General features: G+C 57.8%; 20 protein-coding genes. 15 read left to right on the top strand and 5 right to left on the bottom strand.

Annotated features, from left to right (window positions below):
• Window positions 1-251: 251 nt before the first annotated feature.
• The 7 genes from AEAC466_RS36580 (at window position 252) to AEAC466_RS36610 (ending at window position 9311) form a co-directional block, all read left to right on the top strand.
• On the top strand, window positions 252-1379 hold the full coding sequence (locus tag AEAC466_RS36580; RefSeq protein WP_023458860.1) for a flavin-containing monooxygenase: 1128 nt from the start codon (window positions 252-254) through the stop codon (window positions 1377-1379).
• A gap of 572 nt (window positions 1380-1951) precedes the next feature.
• Window positions 1952-3205 carry a TolC family protein gene (locus AEAC466_RS36585; protein ID WP_023458861.1) on the top strand — a complete coding sequence of 418 codons (1254 nt, stop codon included), beginning with the start codon at window positions 1952-1954 and terminating at the stop codon, window positions 3203-3205.
• The gene (locus AEAC466_RS36590; RefSeq protein WP_023458862.1) at window positions 3202-4356 is read left to right on the top strand and encodes an efflux RND transporter periplasmic adaptor subunit; all 1155 of its coding nucleotides are present in this window, start codon (window positions 3202-3204) and stop codon (window positions 4354-4356) included. The genes AEAC466_RS36585 and AEAC466_RS36590 overlap by 4 nt, the downstream gene beginning before the upstream one ends.
• 2 nt (window positions 4357-4358) lie before the next feature.
• Entirely contained in the window at window positions 4359-7598 is a 3240-nt protein-coding gene (locus AEAC466_RS36595; RefSeq protein WP_023458863.1) for an efflux RND transporter permease subunit, read from the top strand.
• A 68-nt stretch (window positions 7599-7666) separates the two neighbouring features.
• Complete coding sequence (locus AEAC466_RS36600; protein ID WP_023458864.1) at window positions 7667-7981, top strand: DUF190 domain-containing protein; 315 nt, start codon at window positions 7667-7669, stop codon at window positions 7979-7981.
• Complete coding sequence (locus tag AEAC466_RS36605; protein ID WP_023458865.1) at window positions 7978-8901, top strand: cation diffusion facilitator family transporter; 924 nt, start codon at window positions 7978-7980, stop codon at window positions 8899-8901. Before AEAC466_RS36600 ends, AEAC466_RS36605 begins: the two co-directional genes overlap by 4 nt.
• Window positions 8901-9311, top strand: coding sequence for a hypothetical protein (locus tag AEAC466_RS36610; RefSeq protein ID WP_023458866.1), 411 nt, complete (start codon window positions 8901-8903; stop codon window positions 9309-9311). The genes AEAC466_RS36605 and AEAC466_RS36610 overlap by 1 nt, the downstream gene beginning before the upstream one ends.
• A gap of 14 nt (window positions 9312-9325) precedes the next feature.
• Here the strand turns inward: AEAC466_RS36610 and cadR are convergent, their stop codons facing one another.
• Entirely contained in the window at window positions 9326-9754 is a 429-nt protein-coding gene (gene cadR / locus AEAC466_RS36615; RefSeq protein WP_023458867.1) for a Cd(II)/Pb(II)-responsive transcriptional regulator, read from the bottom strand.
• Between the two features lie 77 nt (window positions 9755-9831).
• Here cadR and AEAC466_RS36620 point away from each other — a divergent pair, with 77 nt between their 5' ends.
• Window positions 9832-12318, top strand: coding sequence for a heavy metal translocating P-type ATPase (locus tag AEAC466_RS36620; protein ID WP_023458868.1), 2487 nt, complete (start codon window positions 9832-9834; stop codon window positions 12316-12318).
• Between the two features lie 253 nt (window positions 12319-12571).
• Here the strand turns inward: AEAC466_RS36620 and AEAC466_RS36625 are convergent, their stop codons facing one another.
• Entirely contained in the window at window positions 12572-13342 is a 771-nt protein-coding gene (locus AEAC466_RS36625) for an HAD-IIB family hydrolase (protein ID WP_023458869.1), read from the bottom strand.
• Between the two features lie 96 nt (window positions 13343-13438).
• Window positions 13439-15382 (bottom strand): cytochrome c/FTR1 family iron permease, encoded by a 1944-nt coding sequence (locus AEAC466_RS36630; protein ID WP_023458870.1) that lies wholly within the window; start codon window positions 15380-15382, stop codon window positions 13439-13441.
• Window positions 15383-15681: 299 nt separating this feature from the next.
• Here AEAC466_RS36630 and AEAC466_RS36635 point away from each other — a divergent pair, with 299 nt between their 5' ends.
• From AEAC466_RS36635 to AEAC466_RS36650, 4 genes are read left to right on the top strand one after another with little or no spacing between them, the layout of a single operon-like run.
• The gene (locus AEAC466_RS36635; RefSeq protein WP_200863970.1) at window positions 15682-16857 is read left to right on the top strand and encodes a toxic anion resistance protein; all 1176 of its coding nucleotides are present in this window, start codon (window positions 15682-15684) and stop codon (window positions 16855-16857) included.
• A 43-nt stretch (window positions 16858-16900) separates the two neighbouring features.
• Window positions 16901-17605: a TerD family protein gene (locus AEAC466_RS36640; protein ID WP_023458872.1), complete on the top strand. Its 705-nt coding sequence runs from the start codon at window positions 16901-16903 to the stop codon at window positions 17603-17605.
• 30 nt (window positions 17606-17635) lie between these two features.
• Window positions 17636-18562 carry a hypothetical protein gene (locus tag AEAC466_RS36645; protein ID WP_023458873.1) on the top strand — a complete coding sequence of 309 codons (927 nt, stop codon included), beginning with the start codon at window positions 17636-17638 and terminating at the stop codon, window positions 18560-18562.
• 16 nt (window positions 18563-18578) lie between these two features.
• Window positions 18579-19358 carry a VWA domain-containing protein gene (locus tag AEAC466_RS36650; protein WP_023458874.1) on the top strand — a complete coding sequence of 260 codons (780 nt, stop codon included), beginning with the start codon at window positions 18579-18581 and terminating at the stop codon, window positions 19356-19358.
• 195 nt (window positions 19359-19553) lie between these two features.
• Here the strand turns inward: AEAC466_RS36650 and AEAC466_RS36655 are convergent, their stop codons facing one another.
• A complete protein-coding gene (locus AEAC466_RS36655) occupies window positions 19554-20441 on the bottom strand; it encodes a DMT family transporter (RefSeq protein WP_023458875.1) in 888 nt (295 codons plus the stop codon).
• 75 nt (window positions 20442-20516) lie between these two features.
• On the opposite strand from AEAC466_RS36655, the gene AEAC466_RS36660 reads away from it, so the two are divergent.
• Both AEAC466_RS36660 and AEAC466_RS36665 read left to right on the top strand, forming a co-directional pair.
• Window positions 20517-20792: a metal/formaldehyde-sensitive transcriptional repressor gene (locus AEAC466_RS36660; RefSeq protein ID WP_023458876.1), complete on the top strand. Its 276-nt coding sequence runs from the start codon at window positions 20517-20519 to the stop codon at window positions 20790-20792.
• Window positions 20793-21283: 491 nt separating this feature from the next.
• A complete protein-coding gene (locus tag AEAC466_RS36665; RefSeq protein WP_023458877.1) occupies window positions 21284-21481 on the top strand; it encodes a helix-turn-helix domain-containing protein in 198 nt (65 codons plus the stop codon).
• 344 nt (window positions 21482-21825) lie between these two features.
• On the opposite strand, the gene AEAC466_RS0122590 is transcribed toward AEAC466_RS36665, so the two are convergent.
• Window positions 21826-22029: a DUF2188 domain-containing protein gene (locus AEAC466_RS0122590; RefSeq protein WP_031239058.1), complete on the bottom strand. Its 204-nt coding sequence runs from the start codon at window positions 22027-22029 to the stop codon at window positions 21826-21828.
• A gap of 196 nt (window positions 22030-22225) precedes the next feature.
• Between AEAC466_RS0122590 and AEAC466_RS36670 the strand changes: the two genes are divergently transcribed.
• Window positions 22226-22630 (top strand): response regulator, encoded by a 405-nt coding sequence (locus tag AEAC466_RS36670; protein WP_031239059.1) that lies wholly within the window; start codon window positions 22226-22228, stop codon window positions 22628-22630.
• Window positions 22631-22784 lie beyond the last annotated feature (154 nt).

Here is a 22784-nt window from a genome sequence, read left to right on the forward strand (position 1 = left end):
TTATCAGGTACGTCCCGAGCCGATGCGAACTTAAGCTGGCACTCATTGGCTTGTTGCATAACGCGAACGACGGCCACTCTGACGAGGTCACGGGTGAACCATCTTGCGACCGATGGGTCTTTGAGGCTTGTAGCCGCAAGACGCGGTGTTAAGGTTGACAATTAGAGCCATTCCTCTGTCGGTCACGTCGGGACGGGTCGTGCGAGATTGGAAATGGCCTGCATACCACGGGGAATAAAGAAGACTACCATATGGCAAAAGCTCTCAACATAACGCCGACCGTTCTCGATGTGCTCGTGATCGGAGGCGGACAAGCCGGTTTGGCAGCCGGCTATCACTTAAAAAAGACCGGCCTGACCTTCCGGATCATCGAACGTGCCCCGCGCGTAGGTGATAGTTGGCGGAGCCGGTACGATTCCCTTGTGCTGTTTACGCCCAGACATCAAACCGCCTTGCCAGAACGTCCTATTTCGGGAGATCCTGCCGGCTTTCCAAGGCGTGACGAGGTCGCTGACTATCTTGAAGACTACGCCTTGGCGTTTGACCTGCCTATCACGCTTAAGACGGCTGTCATAAAGCTCAAACGGCTGCCAACCGGTTACTTTGAAGCTGTCCTGTCGTCCACCCATCGCGTGCTGGCGAAGACGGTGATCATCGCCGAGGGAACGTTTCAAAAAGCGATAATCCCTAAAGAAGCGCGCGGACTCTCCAATAAGGTCGCCCAGCTCAGCGTAGAAACCTACCGCAATCCAAGACAGGTGCCACAGGGGCCCGTCCTCGTCGTTGGCGACGGTGCCAGCGGTCGCGAGATCGCGGCTGAGCTGGCAAAAACCCACCCGGTGCAGCTTTCGAGCGGTCATAAAAGGACCCTTTTTCCGGAGAGGTTCATGGGACGCAATATCTGGACGTGGCTCTCCATGGCCGGCTTCCTTACGGCCCCTCGGAAGTCCGCCCTGGGACAAATGATGATGAAGATGGAGCCGATACCGGACCGCGCCAAAAGTCTGAAGGCCCTTCGGGCTATGGGTATAGACCTCAGGCCTAGATTGATTTCGGCTGACCGGGAAACGGTCACCTTTCAGGACAAAAGCGCCTCGACCGTCCGGACGGTCATTTGGGCGCGTGGTTATGGGCGGCAGTCGTCATGGGTGGATGTGCCGGGCTCGAAAGACCTGAATGGAAATCCAATACATAGCGATGGCGTGTCCCCGGCTGAGGGGCTTTACTATATGGGCCGGCCCTGGCAACGAAACTGGGCATCGGGTCTCATGCTGGGGGTAGGGGCTGACGCTGAGTTCATCGTTGCGAAAATCCTAGCCAGCGGAACCATCGCGCCGACACCGAGGTCGCACAATATCCGCCAGCAAGTAAATAAGTAACGAAATATTATATCGTATCGTAAAAACTCAAAACTAAGCAAAAAGCAGGGAAACGTCTTGCTTGAGAAATAGCAACTTGACATCAACGCAAAGTGAAACGATTTTGGAGACGTGATTACAGCGCTTCGAACTTGTCTGATACGCACCCGTGCGATCATTGTCTTCTGCCTGGTGGCGTTGACAATCGGTGCGGCTGTATCTTCAGCGCACGCTCAGGTTCTCAATCTCTCCCATGTTGCCACCGGTGAAGTGATTACGGCAGATGGCGGATGGACGTCCCCTTGCAATCCTGAGCTTGAAGCTTGCTCCAGTTCCGACGGATCTGAGTCCGGCTGTCTCCGATGCCTGCATCATCATCACTTCGGTGAGTCGCAGTTTAATACGGTGTTGGCAGAGCTTGGTGATAGCGCAGCGACGTTCCGCCCTTTGAGCGTCTTTGGGATTAACCGCCAGCCTGCCATTAAGTCGGCAGGCCTGTCCGCCGCTGACCAACCTCCGAAAATTTAACCGACGCACTTTAAGCGCGCGCGGCGAAGCCGTTGCGCCTCGGTTTCATTTTCAGAGGATTTCTCATGACTTTCCAATATGGGGGGGCGCTCACAGCGTTACTCCTGGGTGTGGGCGCAAGTCTCCCCCCAACACTGGCGGCGGCCGATCCGGCGCCATCGTTTCAGGAACTGCTGCGTCAGGCGCCTAGCGCGCCCCGGCTTCAGGAGTCGCAGGCCACCCTAGGTCAGGCGGAAGGGTTGCTGAGGCAATCTCGCGCCCACCTCAATCCCAATGTCAGCGTATCCGTCGAGAACTTCGGTGGGAAAGGCCCTTACGCAGGCAGTCAGGGCGCCGAGACAACAACCTCCGTCGAACAGACGATCGAGCTAGGGGGCAAGCGCAACGCGCGCATTGCCGTGGGCCAAGCCGGTCTCGATGCGGCACGTTCCCGCGCCGCCCAGACCCAGGCCAATTTCGCCTTCGATCTGGCTCAGGCCTATGTCGAAGCCGAGGCCGCAGAGGCGCGCCTGCAACTGGCCAAGGATGCGCTGGCGCTTGCCATAGATGATGCGCGCGTCGCGGATGCGCTCGTTCAGTCGGGCAAAGAGGCGGACTTGCGTTCGGTTCAGGCGCGGTCTGCGGTCGAGGCCGCTCGCGCCTCGGTCGACGAGGCACAAGCGGGACGCACCGGCGCTTTCGCTAAGCTGACCGCCATGGTCGACTCGCCGGTGCCGTTCACCGCAATCTCAACAAGCCTTCTCGTTCATGGCGATATGGACGAACCCATCCCGTCCGCAGATCCTCTGGAGAGTCCTGGCTATCTGGTGGCCGTGGCCGAACGCAACGAAATCGCCCGTCGTGTGAAGGTCGAGCAAACGCGGTCGTCTCCGGACGTCACCGTGTCTCTCGGCTATCGGCGGTTGGCGGCTGATGACGCCAATGCCTTGGTCGGCGGCGTCTCCGTACCGTTTCCCATTTTCGACCGGAACCGGGGCAATATCAGCGCCGTCCAGTCCGAACTGACAGCCGCGGACCAACGGGTCAACATCGCTCGCCTAGATGCACAGGCTGACATTCAGTCGGCGACCGGCCGTCTGACGGCGGCCGTTACCCGAGTCAAGTCGGCCCGTGACAGCGAGCGCACCGCCGAGGAAGCCTACCGGTTGACACGGGTGGGCTACGAAGCGGGCAAACTGCCGTTGAGCGAAGTGCTCAACGCGCGCCGCACCCTGACCGACGCCCACAATCAATCGCTCAAAGCCCGGCAGGATCGTTTGACCGCCGAGGCTGAGCTCGCACGCCTGCGTGGCGTCGCCCCGTTTGGAGAACAATCGTGAAACCCAAGAATCGATACCTTTACGGCGCCGCCTTCGCCGCAATCCTGATCGCGGCCCTGAGCGGCTTCGGCCTCGCGCGCTGCACCGCCAGCAAGCCTGTCGCCGAGAGCAAGGCGGTGGCCATCGAAGAGAAGCCGTCCAATGAGTTGAAGCTGGCGCCAGACGTGATCGCCAATGCCAAGATTGGCCTTGAAACGGTTACTGCCGGTGGTCTGTCATCAGAAATCCTGACCCAGGCTCAGGTCGTGGCGACCCCGACTGGGGAAGCGGCCCTGACGGCGCGTGCGGCCGGCGCCGTGACGCGCATTTACAAGCGCCTCGGCGATCCCGTCAAAGCTGGCGAGCCATTGGCTCTGATCGAAAGCCGTGATGCAGGACAAATCTCGGCGGAACGCACCACAGCGGTCGCCCGTGCCCGTGTCGCCCAGGCGAACCTGGCGCGCGAAAAGTCGTTGATGGACCAAGGCGTGTCGGCGCGCGTCGATTTCGAGCAAGCGCAAGCTGAAGCTGCGGCGGCGCAGGCCGAAGTCTCTCGAACCAACTCGGCCGCATCGGCCGCTCGGGTGTCGTCGGACGGTCATAGTGTCACCGTTGCCAGTCCGATATCCGGTCGGGTGACGGCGAGCATGGCGAGTCTCGGCGCTTATGTACAGCCTGAGACCGAACTGTTCCGCGTCTCCGATCCCAACCAGATTCAGGTTGAAGCAGCGATCAGTGCATCAGATATGACCCGGGTCGCGGTCGGTGACCGTGCAACAGTCGAACTGCCAGATGGCCGTGTGCTTGAAGCACGGGTGAGGGCCGTCACGCCGTCGCTCAATGCTGAGACACGCTCTGCCACCGCTGTCCTCGATATCGCCGGCGGCCAAATCCAACCTGGGTTGTCGGTGCGCGCGCGCCTGTTCCCGGCCGTTGCTGCCGCCTCGTCATCAATCGTTGTGCCGGACGAGTCCGTGCAGTCGGTCAATGGCAGCGATGTTGTATTTGTGCGCACAAAAGACGGCTTCAAAGCCGTGCCCGTTACCGTCGGACAGCGCAGTGCAGGTCGCGCTGAAATCACAGCCGGTTTGTCTTCCGGCGAGTCCATTGCCACGCGCAATGCCTTCTATCTGAAGGCTGAGCTTGGCAAGGGCGCGGCAGAGGAAGAATAGTCATGATAGGAAATCTTATGGCCCTCAGCGTGCGCTCACGCTGGGCTGTCCTCCTCATTGTCCTCGTCGTCGGCGCTTTCGGCGCCTGGCAGCTTACCAAGTTGCCGATCGACGCGGTGCCGGACATCACCAACAATCAGGTACAGATCAACACGCTGGATTCGGGTCTGTCTCCAATTGAGATCGAAAAGCGCGTTACCTTTCCAATCGAGACGGCCCTTTCCGGTATTCCGGGTCTGGAAACCACGCGCTCGCTGTCACGCAATGGCTTCTCGCAGGTCAGTGCGATCTTTAGTGAAAACACGGACCTGTATTTTGCCCGCCAGCAGGTCAGCGAGCGCATTGCTCAGGCGCGAGACAGCCTGCCTGAAGGCACCCAGCCACAGATCGGTCCCGTGACGACCGGTCTCGGCGAAGTCTATATGTACGCCATCGACTATGCCAACCCGAACGGCAAAGGCGCCAAGGTCGTCGACGGTCAGCCGGGCTGGCAATCGGACGGGAGCTTCCTCACTCCAGAAGGCGATCGTCTGACCGATGACATTTCGCGGGCCGCCTATCTACGCACTGTGCAGACCTGGATCATCTCACCGCAACTGCGTACCGTCAGAGGCGTGGCCGGCGTGGATTCCATCGGCGGGTTCGAGAAGCAATATGTTGTCGAGCCCGATCCGGTGAAGCTGAGCGCCTACGGCATTTCTTTCTCGGAACTCGCCAAGGCACTGGAAGCCGCCAACCTGTCGGTCGGCGCCAACTTCCTCAACCGGTCGGGTGAGGCCTACCTTGTTCGGGCTGATGCCCGTATCCGGTCGCTCGATGAGATTAATCAGGCAGTCATCGCCACGCGCGGCGGCTTGCCGATCGCCCTGAAAGATGTCGCCAAGGTCACCCTCGGCGGCGAGTTGCGAACGGGCGCCGCGAGCATGAACGGGCACGAAGTGGTTATTGGTACGACCCTTATGCTTATCGGTGAAAATAGCCGTACCGTCGCCAAGGCGGTCGGCGAGAAGATCGAGACCATTAAGAAGTCCCTTCCACCAGGCCTGAAGGTGACGACGACGTTGGATCGCTCCAAGCTCGTCAATGCCACGGTTCATACCGTTCAGAAGAACCTGTTCGAAGGCGCGATTCTCGTGGCCGCAGCCTTGTTCCTGCTGCTCGGCAATGTCCGCGCCGCGATCATAGCCGTACTCATCATTCCATTCTCTTTCCTGATGATGGCGATCGGCATGAACGGCATGAAGGTGTCCGGCAACCTGATGAGCCTGGGGGCGCTTGACTTCGGATTGATCGTCGATGGAGCCGTCATCATTATCGAGAACTGCCTGCGTCGACTGGCAGAGCGTCAGCATCACGAAGGCCGTATCCTGTCCCTGCGCGAACGGCTGGAAGAGACGACCCTTGCCACGCAGGAGATGATCAAGCCGACCGTTTACGGTCAGGCCATCATCTTCCTCGTGTTCGCGCCGTTGCTCACCTTCACCGGTGTCGAAGGTAAAACGTTCTCTCCGATGGCGATCACCCTTATCCTGGCTCTGGCCGCCGCCTTCGTCCTGTCGATCACCTTTGTGCCCGCCATGGTCGCTCTTCTGATCCGTGGCAAGGTGACCGAAAAGGAGGTCTGGATCATCCGCAAAATCAAGGCGGCTTATGAGCCGGTTCTGCATCGCGCGGTGGCCAAGCCCTGGCCTTTTATAACGGCCGGCCTCGGCATCTTCCTGGTTTCTGGTTTCGTCTTCACCTTGCTGGGGCAGGAGTTTATCCCGCAACTAGACGAGAAAAACATCGCGCTGGCCTCTTCACGAATTCCCTCAACGGCGTTGGAGGAGTCGCTGAATATGCAAAAAGATGTCGAGAAGGCCGTCACAAGCTTGCCTGAAGTTGAATTGATGTTTTCAAAGACAGGTACTGCGGAGGTAGCCACTGATCCGATGCCACCCAACATTTCGGATGGTTTCGTTATCCTGAAGGAGAAGGAAGACTGGCCAAAAGACGTTAAATCCAAGGCTGATATCGTTGCACGGATTGAGGGTAAAACGAATGCTTTGATCGGTCAGAACTATGAGTTGAGCCAACCGATCCAGCTTCGTTTCAACGAATTGATCGCCGGGGTTAGAGGCGACGTCGCCATCAAGCTTTATGGCGACGATCTCGACAAGATGGGTGCCTCGGCCGCCAAGATCGTCAGCACGCTGCAAGCTATCCCCGGCGCCGCGGACGTGAAGGCGGAACAGACGGCGGGCTCGCCTACACTTGATGTACAGTTCGATCGGGCTGCCATAGCTCGGTACGGCCTGACCGTCGAGGAGGTGGCCGACACTGTGGCAGCCGCCATGGGCGGACGCGAAGCCGGCCTCGTCTTCGAAGGCGACCGCCGCTTCGACATCGTGGTTCGGGTGCCTCAGACCACACGCAACGATCTGGACGCCTTTAAAGCCTTGCCGGTCATGCTGCCTGAGCAGGGCGGACAGGCGCGCGGCTCCGTACCGCTCAGCCAGGTGGCGCAGTTCCGCTTCACCGAAGGTCTGAACCAGATTTCTCGCGAAAACGGTAAGCGCCGTATCGTCATTCAGGCCAATGTGCGTGGGCGTGACGTGGGGTCCTTCGTTACGGAAGCCCTGCCCAAGGTCGAAGCCGTCGCCCTTCCGACCGGGTCTTTCCTGGAATGGGGCGGTCAGTTCCAAAACCTGAAGGCCGCCTCTGATCGCCTCGCTATCGTCGTGCCGATCTGTTTCCTCGCCATCTTCGGCCTCCTCTATATGGCTTTGGGTGGCATCGGTCGGGCGATCTCGGTGTTTACGGCGGTGCCTTTGGCGCTCGCTGGCGGCATCTTCGCCCTGGCCATGACGGGAATCGCCTTCTCGGTCTCGGCGGCGGTGGGCTTCATCTGTCTGTCCGGCGTCGCGGTGCTGAACGGTCTGGTCGTCATGAGCAGCATCCGTCAGCGCATCGAAGAGGGCATGGAGCTTGGTAAGGCCATTACCGAGGGCATGATTGAACGGGTACGCCCCGTCATTATGACCGGTCTCGTACCGGCCATCGGCTTTATCCCGATGGCGATCGGCACGGGCACCGGTGCGGAAGTGCAAAAGCCGCTGGCCATCGTGGTCATCGGCGGTCTGATCACCGCGACGGCCCTGACCCTGCTCGTTCTGCCGGCCATTTCGAAAGTCGTGCTGGGCCTGGGTGAGCGGATCACCAAGCGTAATGAGCCTCAAGCGGTTCATACCCCTGCAGAGTAATGCTTTGCGCATCCCGGCATTCGCCGGGATGCGCTTCCCATGAAAGGAAGTTAGCCGTGACTGACTCTATGAAACTCCTCAGAATCTATACGAGCGAAAGTGCGTACTTCGGCGATAGCAAGGTTATGACTGTTATCGCTACCCGTGCCCGCGAAGCCAAACTTGCCGGGGTGACCGTGCTCCAGGCAATGGTCGGGTTTGGCAAGTCCGCCCATCTACGCAAGCGCCACGTTCTTGAAGATGACCAGTCTCTGGTCATCGAAATCGTCGACGAAGACGCCCGCCTTCGCAGCTTTGTCGCTTCCATCTCCGAAGTGACGGGCGTCGGCCTGATCACCCTGGAGGCGGTCGAGGTCCTGGCGATAGCAGGAGATGCGCGATGAGCACAGCCTCATCCCACAAGGGTGACGGGGGGCATGATGGGCACAGCCATGGCGCGGGCGTGACTAACGAGAGAAAGCTAACGATCGCGCTGGTGTTGACCGGTGGCTTCCTGATGGTGGAAGTCATCGGGGGCATCCTGACGCAAAGCCTTGCCCTCTTGTCCGACGCCGCCCACATGCTGACGGACGTTCTGGCTTTGGTTATTGCGCTCATCGCTATCAAGATCGGGCGCCGCGCCGCCGATCACCAGCGTAGCTATGGCTACCGGCGCTTCGAGATCCTGGCGGCCGCTTTCAACGCCATCCTGTTGTTCGGCGTCGCCATCTACATCTTCTATGAGGCCATACAGCGCTTCCTCCATCCGCCGGAAATCCAGACGACGGGCATGCTGGTCATCGCGGCCATCGGCCTAGTCGTCAATATCATCAGCATGATGGTCCTGCGTGGCGGTGCGGATAACAGCCTCAACATGAAGGGCGCCTATCTGGAAGTCCTGTCGGATATGGTGGGGTCCGTCGCGGTCATCGTCGGTGCCGGCATCATCGCCTATACCGGATGGCGTCAGGTCGATGCGGTTCTGGCCGTGCTTATCAGCCTATGGGTTCTTCCGCGGACATGGCGGCTGCTCGTCGACAGCACGCAAGTCCTGCTTGAGGGGACACCCGCCGGGGTCGATGTCGCCAAACTGCGCGCCGATCTGAGCGGCTTGCCGACGGTTCTGGACGTGCATGATGTGCATGTGTGGAGCATCACCAGCGGGCAGCACAGCCTGACCGCTCATCTGGACGTGAGCGCGTGGCCTACGAACACAATTCTATTGGAGGCTGCGCATGAAATAGCCATGGATCACGGCATAACGCACGCGACCTTCCAGGTCGAAGGCGGACACGTCGGTGGTCCTCTTGGGGAGCATATGTAATGAAATATACTGTTTTTGCGCTCATCGGGGCGGCCTTTCTAAGTGGCTGCGCAACGCCGGCGCCGGTCGCGGCTTCGTACCTCAGCCGGTTCGATGCCAAGACCTCCAATGCGCTCGTATCGACCTGTCTGCTGGAATCCAAGTGGCCGCTCTACAACTCGCCGGAATACCGCCAGGCCGGGGAACGGCGACGCAGCCAGATGCGCAATTCGCCAGGATTGGAGGTCCGCGACATGCAGGCCATGTGTTGGTCGGCTTCTAGGTTGCCGGCGGAAGCGACCGCCGCGCGGTGTAAGGACCTTATCGAGGTCAAGAAGAAGCGGCTGGGACAGCGCAGGGCTCAGCATGTCGAGCGGGTCGCGGATATTTGTGAACGCATGACAGGCCTGTCGATCAAGACAGGGTCATGACCGTAAGGTTCAACTCAGCCCAGGTGGGTCTGGCGCTCGACGACGGGTTCGGACTGAATGGCGCCGATGCCCGTCAGGATGCCGCACGTGCCGCTGGCTTCATTGTGGCACTGGCTTCGCAGCTCCAAAAGCTGCGACTTCAGGGCGGCAAGCTCCTGGAGGCGGACCTCCACATGGCCAATGTGCGCATCAAGGATCGGAAGCACATCATCGCAGCCCGCCGATGGAGCATCCATGGTTTGCAGCAGCGAACGGATTTCGTCATGGGTCATGTCAAGTGCGCGACAATTGCGGATGAACCGCAGCCGTTCGAGATGCGCCGGGCCGTAGCTGCGATAGTTGCCGTGCGTGCGATCCGCCTTCGGCAAGACGCCGGCCTTCTCGTAAAACCTGATGGTATCGGTCGTGCAGTTCGCCGCGACCGCCAGTTCACCGATTTTCATTCCTGTCTCCGCATAACCGCTTGACCTTGGAGTCACTCCAAGGTGCTTAATAGCCGAAATATCGATTGGAGTCCACTATGACCGACGACCACAAGACCCGACGCGCTACCTCTGACACGGACAAAATCCTTCGCACCGAAAAGGACAAAGAGGCGATCCATGAACTGGAGGCGAAGGTCGCGACCGATCATACGGGTCACACGCACAAGTCTCACGGGCATGCGGCTGAGGCCCATGCGCAGCCGGCAGACAGTCATGACCATGACCATGATAATGCGAGCCATGATCATCACGATCATGAAGGTCATGACCATGGCGACGATCATGCTGGACATGACCATTCAGCGCATGACCACGCCGGGCACGATCATTCGGGGCACGCGCATGCGGACGTCTCGCCGGAAGACCTGAAGCCGGTCAAGGTAGCGGCCTCGGGCGAAGGGATGACCACGGCCATTCGCATTATGCAGATGGATTGTGCGACCGAGGAAACCTTGATCGACAACAAGTTGGGCGGCATGGATGTTGTCAAGGGGCTCAACTTCAACCTGATGCAGCGGGTCTTGACCGTTGTCCACGAGCCTGAGGCTTTGGACGACATCCTGAAAGCGATCACCTCGCTCGGGTTTAAACCGCAGGTGCTCGACCAGGCGTTGGCGGCCGGCGGCATGGCCGCTCTCGCGCCTGAGGCGAAAAAGCCCTGGTGGCCGTTGGCGGTGGCCGGCGTCGCCGCGATCGCGGCGGAAGCCGTCGACTGGGCCGGTATGCCGGAGATGGTCTCCGCTCTCCTGGCGCTTTTGGCCGTCGGCATCTGCGGCTGGCCCATTTACAAGAAGGGTTGGATCGCCATCGCCAACCTGAACCTCAACATCAACGCCTTGATGAGCATCGCGGTCACCGGCGCCATGGTTCTGCGGCAGTGGCCTGAAGCGGCCATGGTTATGGTCCTCTTTGCAATCTCGGAGCTGATCGAGGCAAAATCGATGGATCGTGCGCGAAATGCCATCCAGGGGCTGATGTCGCTGACGTCGGAGACCGCCACCGTCAAACAACCTGATGGGAGCTGGAAGGAGATAGATGTCAAGGACGTGGCGATAGACGCCATCGTTCGGGTCAAGCCGGGTGAGCGTATCGGCCTCGATGGTCTGATTTCCAGCGGACGTTCCTCGATCAACCAGGCCCCGATCACTGGCGAAAGTTTGCCGGTCGACAAGGGCGAGGGCGACCCGGTGTTCGCCGGCACGATCAATGAATCGGGATCGTTCGAATACAAGGTGACGGCGGCGGCCGGTAACACCACCTTAGCGAAGATCATCCGCGCCGTTGAAAGCGCCCAAGGCGCCAAGGCGCCGACGCAGCGCTTCGTCGATCAGTTCTCGCGCGTGTATACGCCGATCGTGTTTGCTACCGCGCTTGGCGTCGCGGTCGTGCCGCCCCTGTTTATGGGCGGTGATTGGATGGCGTGGGTCTACAAAGCCCTGGTCATGCTCGTCATCGCCTGTCCATGCGCGCTCGTCATCTCGACGCCTGTCACCATTGTGAGTGGTCTGGCGACAGCCGCCAAAAACGGCATCCTCGTCAAGGGAGGCGTTTATCTCGAAGAGGGACGCAAGCTGAAGTGGCTCGCCCTCGATAAGACAGGCACCATAACCCATGGCAAGCCGGTCCAGACCGACTTCATTGTCCTGGGCAACATGGACGAGGGACATTACCGGGCGTTAGCGGCGAGCCTGGCCAGCCGTTCGGACCACCCGGTCTCCCAGGCCGTCGCCAAGATGGCTGAGAACGACAAGGTGAAGGTGCTGGACGTAGCAGACTTCGAGGCCCTGCCTGGCAAGGGCACGAAAGGGAAGATCGAAGGCGCCACCTACTATCTCGGCAATCACCGGCTGACGCACGAGCGGGGTCTGTGCGGCCCGGAGCTGGAAGAGCGGCTGAATGTGCTGGAAAAGTCGGGAAAGACGGTCATCGTTCTGACCGACGACAAAACCGTCATGGCACTTTTCGCGGTCGCCGATACGGTGAAAGACTCCAGTCGCGTGGCGATCGCCGAACTGCACAAACTCGGCGTGAAGACCGTTATGCTGACCGGTGACAATGAACATACTGCCAAGGCCATCGCCAAGGAGGTCGGAATCGACGAAGCCCTTGGCGACCAGTTGCCGGAGAACAAGCTGGAAGCCGTCAAACGCTTCCAAAAGGATGGCAAGGTCGGCATGGTGGGGGATGGCATCAATGACGCACCGGCGCTGGCACAAGCCGATGTCGGGTTTGCGATGGGCGCGATGGGGACGGATACCGCCATCGAGACTGCGGACGTCGCCCTTATGGACGATGACCTGCGCAAGATCGGTGTCTTTGTCCGTCTGTCGCAAAAGACACGCGCCGTACTGATCCAGAACATCACGTTTGCACTTGGCCTGAAAGCCATCTTCCTCGTCATTACCCTGATCGGGCTTGGCACGATGTGGATGGCGGTGTTTGCCGATGTCGGTGCCAGTCTGATCGTGGTCGCCAACGGCTTGCGGCTCCTGCGTAAAATCGATGTTGAGAAAATCGCCTAGTTGTTAGGTTCGAACACGATAGGATAAGCGCTCATCTATACACTCATATCCGCGGGCGCGGCGGTGAACGGGGCGGGGCCTCCCACCTGTAGTTGTGACAGGTGTTTCGCTTTAGGCCTGTTCGCGTTGCTCTACCTAGTGACGGAAGAATTATTGGTCGAAGCCCACGAAGCGGGCCGACAAGCCCTGTGCGACCGCAATGGTCTTCGCGGGCTTCCTAATCCTCATGTTAATTGAGGAAGGGGTGGGTAGCCTAGTTCGTAGTGGCGAGCGATACCTGTCCACCGTTCGATTTAACGAGCGTCTCAATCACCAGTTTTGTTTGCGCAACATCATTGACCCAGATTGAACTTATGCCGGCGTCGCGCATGGGAGCATCATTGCCACCGGGATAAAGGGCGTCGCCAATAAACAGCATATCTCCGGTCTCGATGCCAGTTTGCTCGGCCAACCGGCGCATGCCAAGTGCCTTATCGACGCCCGGTCTGGTGATGTCGATTGACGTCGAGCCACCGATGCGCACAGCGAAGTTGTTCAGCTTTTTATCGAGTAAGGCTTTGAGCGTGTTTCTCTTGACGTGATCATAATCCCATTTGGCCTTCTCCGCGGGCGGTGCTTTTTGGCCGAGGCCCGAGAAGGTGATCTGTGTGCCGCGATCTTCGATTTGATCACCCCATATTCGCGTCTCCAACAGACCTGCTTCCGAAACGGCCTCATCGAGCGACTGTAAAACCGTCGACCGTTCGGATTCGCTGAAGTCTTCCGCGTAAACCTGTGCCCATTGGCCTGTGAATCGGTAAAACTTGGTCCCCGAAGTGGGCAGGATAGACAGGTTCGATGTTCGGGCGTTGGCCGGCAAATGGTCCAACACCTGTTTTTCGAATTGTGACCAATCTCCACCTGAGATGACCGCGACCGAAAGTATGTCGAGCAAGTCGGCGATGAGGTGAGCCATCTCTTCGTCTATAGCTTGCTTGCTTTCGGCCAAGGTGCCGTCGAGGTCAAAAACGATAAGCTTCTTCATGTTGCCCAATTCCAAATACCGTTAAGTATTTAGGCCTGGCTCGATAAAATTTCGCTGCGCTTCCTTGGTCGGACCTTATTTAACGCCGGAGCTACCCTAAACGCCCGTCAGCTTCGGCTGCTTTTCCTTGTTGCGGCTGTACAGCAGCCAGCCGACGACGATTGTGATCACGGCGAGCTGTGCGCCAACAGATTGTACGGTCGGGAAAATGCCCAGCAGCTCGATTTGCGGAACAAAGCCTAGTTGAGTGACGTCGATTAGCCCGGCCTCCTGAAGTGCGGCGACGCCCTTGCCAGCCAAAACGACCGAGAGGATTGCTATGAGCCCTGAACTGAAGGCAAAGAATTGACTGATAGGTAACCGACTACTGAACCGCAGCATCGCCCATGCGATGCCGGCAAGCACCACACAGGCGAGTCCAGCACCGGCGAAGATGACCAGGCCGTTGTCGTGGGTCCACAAAGCCGCGTAGAACAGGATGGTTTCGAAGACTTCGCGATAGACCACGATAAAAGCCAGACCGAACAGAAACCACGAAGATCCTTTCGACAACGCTTGCCCCATGGTTTGCTGTATAAAGCGTTGCCACTCCTGCGCCTGCGACTTTCCGTGCAGCCAAATTCCGACCCACAAAAGGACCACGGTTGCGAACAGGGACCCAAAACCTTCGGTCAGCTCACGGCTCGCGCCACTGATGCCGATCAGAAATGTCGCGACGCCCCAAGTTGCCAGACCGGCCAGTAGCGCAACGACCCATCCCGCATGGACATAGGGCAGCGCTTCCTTTCGCTCGGCCTTTTTAAGAAAAGCGATCATGGCCGTCACGATCAGCAGGGCTTCGAGACCTTCACGCAGAAGGATGGTGAAGGCCCCGATGAAGGTAGACGTGTTGCTGCCGGCTTCGGGCGCCAACGCCTTTTCAGCCTGGCCAAGCAGGCTCTGGAGGGACCCAATTTTTGTCGCCACGACCTTTGGATCGTCCTGGCTGTGGATGCTGCTGCGCAGGCTGCCCATTTCTTTTTCGATGCGGCTGAGAAGCGTCCCGTCGCGCGCGGCCAAGGCCGGCTCCACGGGCTCGAAGCCGTCAAGATAAGCTGACAGGGCTAGTTCTTCGGCTCCGTGATAGTCACCCTTCTGATACGCCGACAGTGACTCTTGCAAGCGCTGATGTGAAATGGAAATCGTGCTTGTGGCGGTTGTTACGGCTGCGGCATTTCTCCTGAGATATGCGGTCAGTGCGAAGGCGTTTTCTGGTCCGACATCCTTTGCAAGATCTGCCGGCGCTGTTTTAGCGAGGGTAGCGAGATCGGGGAAACGCTTGCGCAGCGCCGGATCGGTTTTCCATAGCTGTTCGCCGCGGGCCGCGTCATTGAAAGCGAAGCTGCCCACATAGAAGGCAAGCGCCCATCGGTCAGTGTCCGGCAAATGTGCGAAGCTAGGCATGGCTGTGCCGTCGAGGCCCTGGCCGATGACCTGATAGAGGCCGAAGACACTGCGGTGCTGAGCGCGCCCCAAATCCGCGAAGGCGACAGGTTGCGGGTCAAGGCCGACCGCATTGGGGCCTTTGCCATTACCGTTGACGCCATGACAGCTTGCACAGTTGTCGGTATATAGTTTCTGACCTGAAGCAAAATCCGGTGCCGTCTTCGGCGCGAGGACGACCGGATAGGCGCTCAACAGGTGTGCGCCGAGTGAATGGGCCTTTTCAGCGACAGCGTCCGGGGACGCCTTACTCTTCACTGCGTGCTGAAAATCAGCGGCTTCACTCTGAAGGGCGGCTTTCTCGGGGCCATTGGGCAGGGATTTGAAGCGCTCAACGACGGAGGCCGAGAACTCGGTCATTTCCGAATATTCGCCCTCACTGATGACCTTGCCGTCCTTGACCGCGCCACCGTAATCGACGGCAAGGTAGTCGAGCAATCGCCAGGCCACCTGGACGTTTTCTGTGGCTGCCTCAGTCGGCGCGGCGTGGGCATTGGCGCCCAAGAATACGATATTTAACGCTGCAAACAGCAGAACCGCGAAACATTTGAGGCGCATGGTACTTTATAAAATCCGGGTTGAACCCGTGCTCTAATCTCAATTGAGCCCGAATGCAATGCATTCGCAGGTCTTGAGGTCTTTTGCAGTCAAAGCCGGCGGTCGGAATCGGTATGTGAGAGGTGATTACGCCTTAAGTGCAGAAATTACCTCAATCCTTCTGTGCGCCTTGACTGGATATTGGCAACGACTCTCTTCAGTTTTTTCTATTCATAGCATCTTGAAACACGCTAGATTAATCCGATGTCTATTGGTGTCGGCCAGTCGCGAAGGCGGCCGAAATTGGGGAAGTAAGGGCGATGTCGGAAACCAAAACAGCCGTTACCGGTTCAGACGCAGTAATGGACGTGCAATCCGTGCCGACTGGCAATCTGCCGGCCACCGTAAAGGTTGTCCTGCCGCCCGAAAAGCGCACGCTTGCCGAGGAGCTCGCTCGCAAGACACCGCTCGTGAAAACGGCCGATCATACGGTTGTTACCTTTGGCCAGGAGGCGATTGCCAGCTTTGGCGCAAAACTGGACGACATCCTGTCTGAAATCACGAAGGCCGATTCGCCGGTTCTGTTCGAACTGTTTCGCACGATTAAAGACGGCGTAAACGGTGCTGATCTGGGGGAGCTTGAACAAACCATTCGCAAGAAGTTGCAGTATGGCTTCCTTGAGAGGGTTCTGATGGCGCTTGGCCTGAGCGATCCTGCCAATCGCCTGAAGCGAGTGACAGACGAAGTGCGTGGAATGCTGCAAAGCAAGGCTAAGTCGCTGTCCGATCTCATCAAGCCGATGGAAAAACAGATCGAAAGCGAGACGACGAAGCTGATCGGCGAAGTGTCGCGCATGAGCACACTGGCGGATGGCTACCGTGATAACATCGAATCTCTGGGCGTTTATGTTGAGGCTGGACGTCATATTCTTACCATGGCAGAGACCGAACTGGTCAATCAGACGGAGCTTGCCAAGTCTGGCGACCCCCTGAAGGTGCAGCAGGCGCGTGACTTTGCCCAAAAGGTCGATCTTTTCCGTAACCGTGTGCTGGTGCTGGAAAGTTCCTACGCCAAAGCACCGACCGATCTGGACTCGATCGGTTTGGTTCGCGGCGCGGCGCTTGCCACTTTGGCAGACACGGTGACGTCGGCGCACGCCGAATTCAACGACGTAAAATCGATCCTCATTCGCCTGCATGCACTGTTCCAAACGCAGTCCGTCCAGCAGATGAACCTCATGCGGCGTGAACTGCGCGCCTCCTTACAGGGGTACGGCCTGGACGTGCTGGAAAGCGTGTCGGTCGATGCCGTCAAGGCGTCTGGTGAAGCGCGATTGGCGGATGCGGATCTCGTCTTGGGCGCCGCCCAACGCTTGCGCGTCATCGCTGACAAGGTTGTGGCGGAAGGTGAGCGCAACAAGCAGCGCTATGCCGCCGCCCGCGTCAAACTTGAGCAGGCACGGCAGTTGGCGGTAGATCGGCCAATCGCTTCGTAAATTCGGGTCAGATACAACCGCGACGTGGTAGGGAATACAATACATGGCAACGTTCAAGCTCACTAAGGGCCAATCTTTCCAACTCGAAAAAGAGATTCAGTTGGTACACTCCGGTCTCGTCTGGGACCCGCCCGAAGGCTCGGAGGCGGCCTTCGATCTTGACGTCCATTGTTTCGCCCTCGTGCACCCGCGTGGGGATGCTAATCGGGCGCGGCTCTACAATGACGGCTCACATGCGCTTTGCTATGCCTTCGTCCGCGGCCCCGGTAATCGCGAGGGATCGCTCCTCAAGAATGCAGACGGATCGTTCCAAACCGATGACGGTTCGATGTGGCATGAACGGGACGATCGCACCGGCCGTGGCGGTATGGGCCACAATGAACCGGAAGAAGAGGAAGAAGAACCCGGTCACGGCGGTGGACACCATGACGAGGGCTTCCGTGAAGAATTCAAAATTGAATTGGCGAAATTGCCCGCCGAAATTTCCGAACTTGCCGTCTGGGCATCTATCCACGATGCGGAACGCAAAAACCAGCATTTCGGCAAGGTGAGAAACGCCTATATCGAGGTTTGTGACGCTATGGACTCGGAGTTGTGCCGCTATCAACTGACGTCGGAGTTTGCCGGCAAGACGACCATCCAGGTGGCATCTTTCATCAAGCAAACCGACGGTTCATGGAAATTCCATGCCGTGGGCGCGGCGTCGAACGCCGGCCTGGGTGATGTCATCAATGCCTATCTTCAATAGTTAGACCATAGCGTGCGGGACCAAAGCAGATTGGAAAAGAAACCCGCCATATTGTTTGGGACGCCCAAGGCCCCAGCCGTGAAGAGTGATCGGCCGAAAATCTTAGCGGCCGGCAAGGCGCGCACCCGACTTCCATGTAGCGTCCAAGCTTTGAAGGCGCTGGATGAGGGAGCCTCACCTGGCGTGTTGGCGGAAGCTCTGGAGGCGGTGAATGGTGTCAATCTCGATGACCATCATTTCGATGACGTGGTCAGGTTTGGTGCCGGGTTGCAAACGGAGCACGGCAAACTCGCCGAGGCCGAACTCGATCTCGTCAGCGACGATGCCTTGACGTCGATCAAGGCGACCTATCTCGAACTGATCGACCGTCTGGAAAAGCTTGACCCTCGTAGGGTCTTCACCCAAAGCGCTGGTCCATTCTATAAGGTCCAGCAGTTCTTCCAGGGTGGCTCGCCAGAACGGTCCTTTGAGGTGGAATATTCCAAAATCAAAGCCTTGTCAGAGTCGCTTGAAGGGTCCATGCCGGTGATCAACCGCTTCGTAGAAACACTGGCGCGACTGGGCAGGCGCTACGCGGTGTTGTCACAATCGGTTAAGGCCCATGTCCTGGCCTGTCGTTTTATCGTGACCTATATCGACACATCGATCCGCGAGGACCGGGATTTGACAGCGCATTACCAATCACAACGGGATGCCCTGGTAAACCGCGAGGCAAGCCTCTTTGCGACCGGTGCGACGCTTCAGATCGGTCAGCAAACGCTGAGCGTACTGTCTCGGAGCATCGATGAGCTCGGTCTGTCGGGACAGAATTTTACGCGCGAGGAATTGCCGGCCTGGTACGGGGCATTCTCTGCGGCGCTCCTGGCCAAGCGTGTTAAATCTCAAGACAGCGGTTTATTTGATGCTGTTCTCAAAGCACACCAGCACCTGCTTTCAAAGATAAAGCGGCCCACTTGATACGGAAGGAACCCTCATGACCACTTTCAAATTGCAGAAGCCCGAAGAAGAAATTCGCCGCGTTGGCTTTGTCCTGCAAAAGCAGGGCATTCACGAGCGCATACCGGCGCAGGTGGGCATCAACATCGACGTGTCCGGCTCCATGGAAGCCCTCTTCAAGACCGGCGCCGTGCAATCTGCCATTGAACGAATTTTGCCGGTTGCGCTTTATTTTGACGACGACGGGCGCGTGGATGCCTGGGTGTTTTCAGAAGGTGATCGAATGGCTTCGATCACCCCTGTGACGGCAAAGAACTACGACGGCTATGTGGATCGCGAAATTCTCGGTAACCGAGATCTGGCAGACATAATCGGCGGCCGCACGGACTATGGTCCGGTCTTACGGTCCAACCTAATGACATATGGCCTGATTGAGGAAAAGTCGCCTGGTGGTCTGCTGGGTATGATCTTCGGGCTGAAACGCGAGACCTATGGCGAGGAAACACGCTCCGGCACGCCAGCCATCAATTATTTCCTCACCGACGGTGAAAACTACGATCACGAGGCTGCATGGCAGATTCTCAGCGAAGCTGAGCACGCTGAATCGCAAATCTACTATGTCATGGTAGGTATCGGTGACCAGAATTTCCGCTTTTTACGGGAGGCGGCAAAGACGTTTCCGAACGTCGGATTTGTCAGCGTGCGCGACCTGGGTGAATTTGTCGGGAGTGATGACGCCTATGAGAAGCTACTTCCGGATGAACTCTGCACCTGGCTGAAACATGAACATGATGATGAAGGCGACGATCATCACTAGCTATGTCTGCGTTGAATCGCTCGAAATTTCGGGTCACGGAACGGCCTGAACTCATCAGGTTAGTTTGTTCGGCAGAAATGCGCCTCCGCTTATCGGCTTTAGGTTTGGTGCGTTGGCCTGGAAATTTGAGCTGCGATTACGCTTACAAGACGCGAATTGGGGCCACCCCAAGTGAACATCCATTTTGGGGAGGGGCTACGCCTCCGCGCCAGGCTCAGTGAGGTGCAGCCATACGCCAACCGCCATCAATGCGCCGGCTAAAATTAGCGCGATGCTCCACGGCTCATGCAGCAATAGCAAGCCAATTAAGGCGCCTATAAAGGGGGCCGTGGAATAGTAGGCGCCTGTGCGCGCCGCGCCGATCTCTCTCAAGGCGAAGACAAACAGAACCAGGCTGGCACCATAGCCAAGCAAACCTATTATCATCCCAAGCCCCGCCGTCGCGACTGATGGCATATGGGCTCCAACGAGAAAGGCAAGTGCAAGGTTGGCCACCCCGGCGACAAGCCCTTTGATGCTGGTCAGGGTCGGCGCATCGACATGTGATATTTTGGACGTGCAGTTATTGTCGATCGCCCAGCACAAGCAGGCACCGGCGACAGCCAGCGCGCCGGTAAAGGCCGCGTGACCGCCTGGACCACGCATCGCCAGAATGACCGCGCCGACAAATATAGCCAGCATGCCCCAACCAATGCGTCGGTTGAAGGGTTCTTTAAAGGCCACCCACGCGATGACGGCTGTGAAAACGCCTTCCAAGGTTAACAAAAGGGAGGCCGCAGATCCGGACGTGCTGCCGAGGCCGTACATCAGTAAGGCTGGGCCGAGAGCACCACCAAAGAGCACTGTGGCGGCAAGCCACGGCAGATCAGCGAGCTTTAACTTGGCACCAGCCTGTTTCAAGATCGTCAAGCGGATGATGGCCACACCGCAGCCTGATCCAAGATAGAGGAGACCAGCCAGCATCAAGGGATGGACCCCGCCGATGATGGCTTTAGCAGCGGGAGTCGAGGCCCCAAACAGTAGGGCGGACAGCAGAGCGAACAGGCCGCCACGTTTCACATCGCCCAGTTTAAATTCGGTCATCGTTGTTCCTAGATCGCAAAGCTGGACAGGGCATGCTAAAATATAGTATAGGGGGGTATAGTATAGGACGCAATCATGCACGCTAGCAATGAAAAATCCAAGCTTCTTGGCCGCATTCGTCGCATCAAGGGTCAGATCGAAGCCCTGGAACGCGCAGTCGAAGGCGAGGCCGAAAGTGAAAAAATTCTCCACTTGATAGCGGCCGCGAAGGGCGGGGTGTCCGGGCTAATGGGGGAGGTGGTGGAGCACCATATTCGTTATCACCTTGCTGACGACCCGGAATACCCTGGCGTACTTAAGGCCGAGGCGCAGCAGGCGCTGATCGACATCATTCATTCCTACGTCAAATAGACCTGTGGGCAGGCGGGCAGTCGCGCCCCGAAGTGGAAGGCGCGCTCACTCACAGACTGAATGGCGAGGTCAGCACAGATTGAAGTCTGTCCAGGACGTAAGTTTCCGGTCAACCGCACTTAGTCGGCTTCTTTTCGGCTTCCTCGATCATGGTTGCCTCTTTATGGCATGATTGATGGTGGCAACGTGGCTCGATGCCGTTATGTCACATGGTTGTCCGTGAAGACTTGTAAGCGCGCGTCGTTCGAGGAAAAACTTCGGTGAATGTGATTGGTGCGCGATACCGTTGGTTGCGGGCCCCCGCTACCAAGTACAGGGCGGTTCAGCCGAATGCGGCGCGTACGAAAAGCTACCAGGTCGCGCTGGTCCACCGTAGTCCACGCTAAGTGTTTTTCATTTTAAACCGTGCGGTATAATTTTGTAGCTCCGATGGGAGAAGGCGGACGTTCGTGTTCCTGGGCCATTGGCGGAGATCGTTGAGGACGTGCAAAATGGAACTTGAAGCCACCAAAATAGCTTACCGCATAGACGAGGCCGTTAAGGCAAGCGGTCTGGGGCGATCATTTCTCTATGAACGAATTGCGGCGGGTGACCTAAAGTCAGTTAAGGTCGGCGGCAGACGGTTGGTCCTACGGGACGATTTGATTGCCTTCTTGACGTCTGGGATAACATCAGCAGGTAATTTGTAACTGCTTCTGAGGCCACTTCCGTACTGGCACATTGTCTAATTTCTGTGGATAAGTCTGCACATTTGCGGCTTTATATGGACGATGTTACCGTTGAAAAATCGGCAAACCCTTACCGCGAAAGGACTCGAACCGAGAGCAAGTTTAATTTTGGGGGTACAGTTTGGGGGTATCGACAGATACGGTCGCAAAATACTGGAATTAATTCAATGACTTTTGGTCTCTATTTGCGGGCGTGCCCACCATCTTCCTTTTTATTTTCAATAAATTACAGACTCCCCCCATTGGGCAAGCGCCCAGTAGAGGCTCAATTTGACGTGCGCCTCGTAATCGTTGCGCACGGCGGCTTAGACTTTGCGGAATTTGTCCGGGCCATCGCCGCTGCTGCGAACGCGTGCCACATGGATTTCGGCATTCGGTTCCATCTCTCGAGCCCGCGCAATCGCTTCCTTTTGTGTCGGGGCCGTGGCGCTGGCGCGCTTAGACTCTTCGCGGCGGATGGCATAGTCGCCCTGAGCGCGCGGCTCGATATACAGACCGTGCTTTGACATTGGCAAATCTCCTTTCATCGGAAGGTCGCGTGTTTCGGCGTAAGAAATCACGAGTCCAATATCGGTCAGATGATTGGAAAATTGTAAGATTCTGGCCTTGAGCCCGCCCGCCTCATTCCTAAATGTCTTCATCCGGGACCGTATTGTCGCCTTGATCAAGCCTTACCTATGCCAGATGTCCAAGGGGAATATCTTAATGCACACTGCCGCAGCTCCCGCCGGCCATGCGCTGCGCATTCTCGCGGTTGACGATAACCGTGAGGCAGCGCTGAGCATAAAAGACGCCGTCGAAGATTTCGGTGATACGGCCTTTGTGTGCTTCAAGGGGCATGAGGCCTTGGAACTGGCGGGGTCTATCCGGCCCGATGTGATCCTTCTCGACCTGTCCATGCCCGATATTGACGGCGTCGATGTCGCCAGGATTCTCAGGGCAGATCCACGCCTCGCCGGCGTCAAGATCATCGCCCTTACCGCTTATGGCGATGCGGAGGCACGACAGAAAACCGCCGCCGCCGGCTTCGATCTGCACCTGACCAAGCCGGTGCGCTTTGAGGTTCTCGCCGATATGCTCGATCTGCTGCGTCTGGCGCCGAAACGATAGGACGTCTTGTTTTATCAAAGATCGTTTTCTTGCGGTGCGATAAACTGTCACGAACAATTCACGATGCAAAATTATATTGTTTTTCAGTTGGTTGCTATCGTCTTACGGTCTTCTTATTTTGCCGCATAGGTAGAACTGCGTTTTCATTATTGCG

The sequence above is a fragment of the Asticcacaulis sp. AC466 genome, assembly GCF_000495815.1.
In the GTDB taxonomy this organism is placed as follows: Bacteria; Pseudomonadota; Alphaproteobacteria; order Caulobacterales; family Caulobacteraceae; genus Asticcacaulis.

Excerpts from the sequence above, each read along its gene's own strand:
- AEAC466_RS36610 (WP_023458866.1), top strand. The coding sequence starts at position 8,901 with ATGAAATATACTGTTTTTGCGCTCATCGGGGCGGCCTTTCTAAGTGGC.
- AEAC466_RS36600 (WP_023458864.1), top strand. The coding sequence starts at position 7,667 with ATGAAACTCCTCAGAATCTATACGAGCGAAAGTGCGTACTTCGGCGAT.
- AEAC466_RS36650 (WP_023458874.1), top strand. The coding sequence starts at position 18,579 with ATGACCACTTTCAAATTGCAGAAGCCCGAAGAAGAAATTCGCCGCGTT.
- AEAC466_RS36585 (WP_023458861.1), top strand. The coding sequence starts at position 1,952 with ATGACTTTCCAATATGGGGGGGCGCTCACAGCGTTACTCCTGGGTGTG.
- AEAC466_RS36670 (WP_031239059.1), top strand. The coding sequence starts at position 22,226 with ATGCACACTGCCGCAGCTCCCGCCGGCCATGCGCTGCGCATTCTCGCG.
- AEAC466_RS36620 (WP_023458868.1), top strand. The coding sequence starts at position 9,832 with ATGACCGACGACCACAAGACCCGACGCGCTACCTCTGACACGGACAAA.
- AEAC466_RS36660 (WP_023458876.1), top strand. The coding sequence starts at position 20,517 with ATGCACGCTAGCAATGAAAAATCCAAGCTTCTTGGCCGCATTCGTCGC.
- cadR (WP_023458867.1), bottom strand. The coding sequence starts at position 9,754 with ATGAAAATCGGTGAACTGGCGGTCGCGGCGAACTGCACGACCGATACC.
- AEAC466_RS36580 (WP_023458860.1), top strand. The coding sequence starts at position 252 with ATGGCAAAAGCTCTCAACATAACGCCGACCGTTCTCGATGTGCTCGTG.
- AEAC466_RS36665 (WP_023458877.1), top strand. The coding sequence starts at position 21,284 with ATGGAACTTGAAGCCACCAAAATAGCTTACCGCATAGACGAGGCCGTT.
- AEAC466_RS36605 (WP_023458865.1), top strand. The coding sequence starts at position 7,978 with ATGAGCACAGCCTCATCCCACAAGGGTGACGGGGGGCATGATGGGCAC.
- AEAC466_RS36625 (WP_023458869.1), bottom strand. The coding sequence starts at position 13,342 with ATGAAGAAGCTTATCGTTTTTGACCTCGACGGCACCTTGGCCGAAAGC.
- AEAC466_RS36635 (WP_200863970.1), top strand. The coding sequence starts at position 15,682 with ATGTCGGAAACCAAAACAGCCGTTACCGGTTCAGACGCAGTAATGGAC.
- AEAC466_RS36630 (WP_023458870.1), bottom strand. The coding sequence starts at position 15,382 with ATGCGCCTCAAATGTTTCGCGGTTCTGCTGTTTGCAGCGTTAAATATC.
- AEAC466_RS0122590 (WP_031239058.1), bottom strand. The coding sequence starts at position 22,029 with ATGTCAAAGCACGGTCTGTATATCGAGCCGCGCGCTCAGGGCGACTAT.
- AEAC466_RS36595 (WP_023458863.1), top strand. The coding sequence starts at position 4,359 with ATGATAGGAAATCTTATGGCCCTCAGCGTGCGCTCACGCTGGGCTGTC.
- AEAC466_RS36655 (WP_023458875.1), bottom strand. The coding sequence starts at position 20,441 with ATGACCGAATTTAAACTGGGCGATGTGAAACGTGGCGGCCTGTTCGCT.
- AEAC466_RS36640 (WP_023458872.1), top strand. The coding sequence starts at position 16,901 with ATGGCAACGTTCAAGCTCACTAAGGGCCAATCTTTCCAACTCGAAAAA.